Origin of the sequence: Noviherbaspirillum sp. (genome assembly GCF_036846085.1) — a bacterium.
In the GTDB taxonomy this organism is placed as follows: Bacteria; Pseudomonadota; Gammaproteobacteria; order Burkholderiales; family Burkholderiaceae_D; genus Noviherbaspirillum.
This window is the reverse complement of record NZ_DAIUCO010000279.1, coordinates 1-6617: the sequence shown is the minus strand read 5'-3', so window position 1 is coordinate 6617 and position 6617 is coordinate 1. Positions and strand designations below refer to the sequence as shown.

At 61.0% G+C, this 6617-nt stretch carries 8 protein-coding genes; 4 read left to right on the top strand and 4 right to left on the bottom strand.

All coding sequences use genetic code 11. The annotated features are described in order from the left end of the window. Positions 1-132: 132 nt before the first annotated feature. Both V7080_RS22345 and V7080_RS22340 read right to left on the bottom strand, forming a co-directional pair. Positions 133-885 carry an SDR family oxidoreductase gene (locus V7080_RS22345; RefSeq protein WP_442947273.1) on the bottom strand — a complete coding sequence of 251 codons (753 nt, stop codon included), beginning with the start codon at positions 883-885 and terminating at the stop codon, positions 133-135. Positions 886-933: 48 nt separating this feature from the next. After that, on the bottom strand, positions 934-2220 hold the full coding sequence (locus V7080_RS22340; protein ID WP_334190589.1) for a glycosyltransferase family 4 protein: 1287 nt from the start codon (positions 2218-2220) through the stop codon (positions 934-936). Between the two features lie 17 nt (positions 2221-2237). Between V7080_RS22340 and V7080_RS22335 the strand changes: the two genes are divergently transcribed. The 4 genes from V7080_RS22335 to V7080_RS22320 all read left to right on the top strand — a co-directional run bounded on the left by V7080_RS22335 (position 2238) and on the right by V7080_RS22320 (position 4783). After that, a complete protein-coding gene (locus tag V7080_RS22335) occupies positions 2238-2471 on the top strand; it encodes a hypothetical protein (protein WP_334190588.1) in 234 nt (77 codons plus the stop codon). 102 nt (positions 2472-2573) lie between these two features. Further along, positions 2574-3047 carry a glycine zipper 2TM domain-containing protein gene (locus V7080_RS22330; RefSeq protein WP_334190587.1) on the top strand — a complete coding sequence of 158 codons (474 nt, stop codon included), beginning with the start codon at positions 2574-2576 and terminating at the stop codon, positions 3045-3047. Between the two features lie 502 nt (positions 3048-3549). Beyond that, positions 3550-4392: a hypothetical protein gene (locus V7080_RS22325; protein ID WP_334190586.1), complete on the top strand. Its 843-nt coding sequence runs from the start codon at positions 3550-3552 to the stop codon at positions 4390-4392. Positions 4393-4489: 97 nt separating this feature from the next. Then, the gene (locus tag V7080_RS22320; protein ID WP_334190585.1) at positions 4490-4783 is read left to right on the top strand and encodes a PRC-barrel domain-containing protein; all 294 of its coding nucleotides are present in this window, start codon (positions 4490-4492) and stop codon (positions 4781-4783) included. Between the two features lie 20 nt (positions 4784-4803). Here the strand turns inward: V7080_RS22320 and V7080_RS22315 are convergent, their stop codons facing one another. Together V7080_RS22315 and V7080_RS22310 are read right to left on the bottom strand one after the other, a co-directional pair. Beyond that, positions 4804-5298, bottom strand: a complete 495-nt coding sequence (locus V7080_RS22315) for a hypothetical protein (protein ID WP_334190584.1) — start codon at positions 5296-5298, stop codon at positions 4804-4806. A 92-nt stretch (positions 5299-5390) separates the two neighbouring features. Further along, a complete protein-coding gene (locus V7080_RS22310) occupies positions 5391-6341 on the bottom strand; it encodes a glycosyltransferase (protein WP_334190583.1) in 951 nt (316 codons plus the stop codon). Positions 6342-6617 lie beyond the last annotated feature (276 nt).

Below are 6617 nucleotides of genomic sequence, written 5' to 3'. Positions count from 1 at the left end.
GCTTTGGCACCCCCATTTTCGGCAGCGTCCAAGCGGAATTCAACCGCCACACCCTCTCTGCGCTTTCGTGATCTCGCTGATCTCTTCAACAGTTCTCGCCCGAATTCGATTTGGAGGGTCGGCCTTTCCACTTCACGGCCACGACGTCTCCTGCATCGGCAACACCATGATTTCCGGAATCACCGTCTGCTCCGGTAACGTCAGTACCGACTTCACCGCCTTCGCCACATTCATCGGGTCCTGCAGCGTCGATACATCGATGTCCGGGAATCGGTCGAGCAGGAAGGGGGTGCGCATGCCGCCCGCGATGACCGCGGTCACCTTGATTTTTTGCGGGCGCAGTTCCGCGTGCAGCGCATGCGACAGGCCGAGCACGCCATATTTGCTGGCGTGATACGCCGAGGCGTTCGGCCAGGCGCGCTTGGCGGCGGTGGAGGCGATGTTGATGATCTGGCCGTTTGTCTTGCGCAGGTGCGGTACGGCAAATTTCGACAGCAGGAAGGGGCCGAAGAGGTTGGTGCGCATCACACGGTCCCAGTCTGCGATCTCGACCTCATCCAGCGAACAGGTGACGTCGGTGCCGGCATTGTTGATCAGCACGTCGAGCTTGCCGAACTGCTTAACCGTGTCTTCGATGGCTTTCTGCGCCTGTTCTGGGTCGCTGACATCGAATGCGATGGCATGGGTGCGCAACAGGTCCGCGACGCGGAATGCCTTGTCATGATTGAGGTCGCCCACCATGACGTGCGCGCCTGCTTCCGTCAGGACATGCGAAAGCGCGGCGCCGAGGCCGCTGGCGCCGCCGGTGACGAGAATGACCTTGCCGGCGAGTTCCTGGCTGGCGGAAGGGATGGATGCAGTCGTGTCGCTCAATGTGTTCTCCATGAAAGTGAATGCCGACGTGTCACAACAGTCGGCAGGTGCAGGGCGGGGTTAGGAGCCGAGGCTCCTTTCGCCGGCCGCCGCGCGCAACGGCTCGGCGTACAGGGTGACAGGTTCGATCGCGCTCTCGTAGACATCCGCGATCTGCGCCGCCACATGGCGCCAGGTGAATTGGTGGTAGGCACGCCGCATACCGGCCCAGCCGAGCCGCTGTGCGAGTTGCGGTTGCTGCTGCAGCAACGCCAGCCGCGCGGCCAGTGCATGTGCATCATTCGGCGGTACGAGGAAGCCGGTTTCGCCCTCCACCACCGTGGTCTTGATGCCGCCGACCGCGGTTCCGATGACCGGCGTGCCACAGGCCATCGCTTCGAGCGGGGTGATGCCGAAAGGCTCGTACCAGGGTGTCGTGACGAACACATCGGCGGCATTGTAGTAGTAGCGCAATTGATCGCGGCCGCGCTTGCCGGTGAACTGGACCGAATCCTCGATGCGCAGCGAATCGGCCAGCGCCATCAGGCGCCCGAGCTCGGGTGTGGCGACAGGGTCCGGCGTTTCGCCATCGCCGCCGACGATCAGCAGGCGCGAGCGGATGCCATGCTCATGCCGCAGCACGGCGGCGGCGCGGATGACGTTGTCCACGCCCTTGCGCGGCACGATGCGTCCAAGCTGCAGGATGATGAATTCATCCCGCGGCAATCCGAGCTGCTGACGGGTGTCGGTGCTCATCGGTCCGAACTCGTCCGGGTCGAAACCGCAAGGCACGACATCGATACGGTCGGCGGGTGCGTTATAGAGCTGCTCCATGTCCTGCCGGTCCTGCGGGCATTCCGCAACGATGCGGTCCGCATCCTGCATCAGCTGCTCTTCGATCGCGAATCGGATGTCCGGAAAGGCATCCGCCTGGCCTTGCGACAGGCGCCGTACTTTTCCCAATGCATGAAAGGTCATGACAAACGGTATGCCCAGCATTTTCTTGATTTGCTGCGCCACCATGCCCGACATGAAAAAGTTGGCATGCACCAGGTCGTAGGGGACTTTTTGCCTGCGTGCAAACCGGATCATGAATCGCCCGAATTGCTCGATGTAAGGGAGCATTGCTTCCTTGGGAACAAAGCGCGCCGGCCCGGCAGGAACATGAATGACGCGAACATTCGGTATCCATTCGGTGACTTGCTCCTGCGATTCGTCGTCGCGGCGCGTGAACACATCCACCAGGTAACCGAGACGCGCAAGATGTTTCGCAAGCTGCGCCACGTACACGTTCTGGCCTCCGCTGTCGACGCTACCGATGCAAGCCAGCGGCGAGGCATGCTCGCTGATTAGGGCAATTTTTCGCATGATTATAGGAATTGTTGATGGCTTGGAAGAGCTGCCTTGCCTATAAAGCAAGGCATGTACCTACCCTTCGTGGAGAGCAATACATCGTTGGCAAAATGGGTTGCGGAGGAACCGCGGACAAAGCGCGTCCGCAGGATTCGAATCCGCGCGTAATTACTACAGAAGCCTGTAAAAACTACGACGGCGCATGCCGTTCGCAGCGCGAGTTACTGCCAGTATCAGAAAACATCAGCGGCACCGCGCCGCATTGATGCGGGTTGTGGCACGTAAAGTGCATAAACGAAATTTCAGGGCTTAACTTTTTCAACCGACTTCCTTATGGAGACTCGGACATTTCAGAAAAGGAGATACCAATGCGAACCACATCTTTGAAGGCCGCTTTGATAGGCAGCGCCATGCTCGCGCTGGTTGGCTGCGGCTCCACGAATGGACCCGGCGAATCGATCCCCGTCACGACAACGGCAGGCACCACCAGCAGCGCGTCGGGTTACGGCGTCGTGCAGTCCATCGATATGGTGCAGCGTGAAGGCAGTTCCGGCGGTATCGGGCTTGGCACCGTCGGCGGCGCGGTAGTCGGCGGCGTGCTTGGCAACCAGGTAGGTAGTGGTACAGGCAGGAAGGCAGCCACCGTGGCCGGCGCAGTCGGTGGCGGATTGATCGGTAACCGCATGGAAAACAATTCCCGCGGCAACGACCAGGCATACCGTATTTCGGTGCGCATGGACAACGGGGCGATGCAGACCTTGATGCAGGACACGCCGCCGGCCGTGCAGATCGGCGAACGGGTACGGGTTGCGGAAGGTGTGATTGTCGAGCGGTTCCGTTGACCCGATCGTCTCTCCGTGCGCGGAATGATGGAGCAAGAGAGAGGGTGATGACCGGTTTGGCATGAACTGTGTGCAAAGGTGATGGAAATCATTTCGAATGAACGATTTCATTACTTTGACAAATTCTCCTGCTTACCCGGGTTTGCCGAGTCACTCCTTTCCGCTTTTTGAGGATGGACGGGATGGAGCCCGCGCGGGGGTAGGGAAGTCGCGTTACTGCATGCAGCCGATCAACCTCGCTACCGCTGCGCGGGCCGTCTCGCCCGCCGTTTGCAATCCCTGGCTGCACCGTTGAGAAGGGGCGAAGCCAGACGGCGCGTGCCATGACGCTGCTGGCGCCGGAACGCACCGTAGCGCGGAAATCAGCGCCTGCGATTCCCCTCTTTCCCCTGCCTCCCGTCGTGTCCATTTGTTAAATAGGCATGGATGTTGCGTTTGCTCGACCTGAGTCCAATGGCATGCCCTGGATCTCGTTCATCGTCTTTTATCCGGGAGTATCGACATGGCAAGCAACTATCCTCCGGGAAGCGCAGCAAGGGATGACGTGCTCGATCATGAGGTGATCAACACCACTATCCAATCGCGCCGTCCGCTGTTCCCGGCCATCCGCTGGGGAGCGGTGCTGGCCGGTGTGGCCGTGGGGATTTCCATCCAGCTCGCGCTCACGCTGCTGGGTATCGCGACCGGCCTGTCGAACGCCGACGTCACCCAGGGTGAAGCGCTCGGTGTCGGTCCGCTGATCTGGGCGGGTTTCAGCATGCTGGTTGCCGCGTTTGTCGGCGGTTATGTGGCGGCACGCATGTCAGGCCTGAAGCGCAAGGCAGATGGCGTTCTGCACGGTGCCGTGTCCTGGGCAGTCACCACCATCATTTTCGCCATGCTGGCGACATCCATCGGCGGCACGCTGCTCAGCGGCGTGTTTTCCAATGTCAGTCAACTGGCGCAGAACACCGCGCAGGCCGGCGGCCGTTCACCGATCGGGGCCGCGATCCAAAGCCAGCTCGGCAGCATGGATGCCGAATCGCTGCAACGCTTCCAGCGCGCCATCCAGGCCGGCCAGCGCGACCAGGCAGTACAGCAGCTGATCAATACCATGGGCATGGATAAAACCAAGGCGGGCGCAATCGTCGATCAGGCGCTGATCCTGTCCGGTTCGCCGGAGAGCGCCTCACCCCAGGGTCGTGCGTCGACGGAAGCCGCGATGCAGAACGCCGGACGCGCCGCATGGGCGATTTTTCTTACTGTCGCCCTGGCACTGGCCATCGGTATCGGCGGCGGCGCCCTCGGCGCACGCGGCTCGCGCCGTGTGAGCTGGTCCAGCCCGGATGGAGCGCGCGCCGCCTGAAAGGGGGGCTGGCAACCCGCTGGGCGAAATCGCTTCGCCCCGGGTCGTCAGGTTGCCTTCGCGGGCCTGGATCAATGCATTTTTGAATGGAGCAGTCATGCCAGTATCAATGGGCAGGCAAACCCGGAACAACCCACGGCCAACCAGATTCGTGCGCCTGTCGGTACGTGAATCCCGTGCCGCGGACATGCTGTACAACTGCCCGGTCGTCACCTCCGAGGGGGAAAGCATTGGCGAGGTATGGCAGCTGTTGGTCGATGTGCGTACAAGGCAGCTGCGCTACGTGATCCTGTCGCGCGGCGATGACGGCGAAGCGGAGATCGTGCTGCCGTGGAAGTCGCTGTACTTCGATTCGGCGACGGCAAGGCTGGTGTTTCACTCGCTTGCCTGAATGCCGTCGCAGGTCGGCATTCAGGCGCCCAGGAACAGTCCCTTCTTGCGTGCTTCGTTTGCACCGGCCTTGGCGATTGCGCGCATGCACATCGCCACCGTACCGGCGAACGCCTCGTCATACCAGGGGTTGGCGCCGCTGACGCCGACCACGATGCCGTCCACCACCGCGCTGCCCCACAGTACGGTATCGCCGGCTGCCAGCAGATGCGGTCGCAGTTCCTGCACGAGATGACTGTCGAGGCCGGTGCGCCAGGCCACCTTCGCCTTGGCGCGCGCAAATCCGGCATAGTCGGCATCCCACTTTTCCTTATCGCCGACCGCATGTTCATACAGGATCGCTTCCTCGAACGAACAGACGGAGGGCGTGCGCAGCGGGTCCATGACGACGATGTAAAGAAAGCCGCTCTCGCCCACTTCCTTGTGTTTCATGGCTTCGTGTATCAGCGGCAGGCTCATCTGCACAGCCTTTTCAGCCGCGGCGCGGTCAATCAGGAAACTTCCGGTAGGTTTCATAGCGTATGTGCGGGTAATGGAAAGGTTGATAGTGTGGCTGGTCCACCCGGTATGCGAATTGCGACGCCACAAAGGAATGCGGCGCCGCGGCCTTATTGCGTCACCATGCGGAATGCGGCATCCCAGTCATCGGCGAAGCGGCGGATGCCGAAACGTTCCAGCGCATACCGCCGCGCGTTCTCGCCCAGTTCGCGTGCCTCCATCGGATCGGCCAGCAGCCGGTGCATGTGGACAATCAGCTTGTCGACATCGGTATCCGCAAAGCCCGATACCCCGTTGTCGATGACAGTCGCCATCTCGGTCGTCGCCAGCGCCACGATCGGCAAGCCGACCATCATCGCTTCGATGACCGCGAGGCCGAGGCTGGTGTAACGGATCGGATTGAAAAAGAAGCGGTACTGCGCCATGTATGCCGGCAACCGGGCATGCAGTACTTCACCGACGCCGCCCGGCATTTCATCGGCACCCATGCCCGCCAGTTCCAGCGGCACCTTTTCATATGCGCGCCGGTAGACATCGCCGCCCAGCCGGCGACCCCGGCGGGCGAGGTGATTCACCACCGCCAGTCCGCATGAACGGCTGCCGTCATAGCGGATATCGTCCGGCACGACGACGCCGTGTTCGATGATGCGTGTCGGCGTGCGGCGGTTGTCCCACATCAGCGCGTTAAACGGCGTCACATGCACCAGCAATATCGACGGATCGTCGACGGGGTGCGGCATGTCGGTCGGATGTTCACGCGGCGTATCGTGTTCCAGGTAGATCTTCGGCAGGCGGCGCTGGCTCTCGGTCAGGTAGATATGCTGGTCCTGCAGGTACTGGTCGTCATCCTGGAAGAGGATGCAGTCGAATTGTTCGTCCTTTACCTGGTCGACCGACATGTCGATCACGTTGTCCCCCCAGGGGATGTGTCCGTGGCGGCCGCCGTAGCCGGGAGGGCGGTCGGGTTTGGAGAGGACGTAGAAGTCGTGGGGGGATTGGGTGAGGTAGTAGAGGTAGCTGCCGTGGGTGTGCCAGGTGAGGATTTTTAGTTTTTTTTGCATGGCGGAGAAGGTTTGCTTTTGTTGTCCCTAAGATTATTTTTTGAGGTGGTAAGCAGAACTTGAATTTTTGCCATTCCTTGCAAAACGGTAGTGGCTTAAAAGCTGTTACGTGACGTGCAAGGGAGAGTCCGAGGAAGCGGATTGTCGCCGGTAATGCATTTCCTTCGTCATTCCCGCGCAGGGTTTTGCAGGGAATGCGGACAGCACGCTGTCCGCCTGCAAAACGGTACTGGCTTGCAAGCCAGTACGCGCCCTGCAAGGGGGAATCCAGAGCTA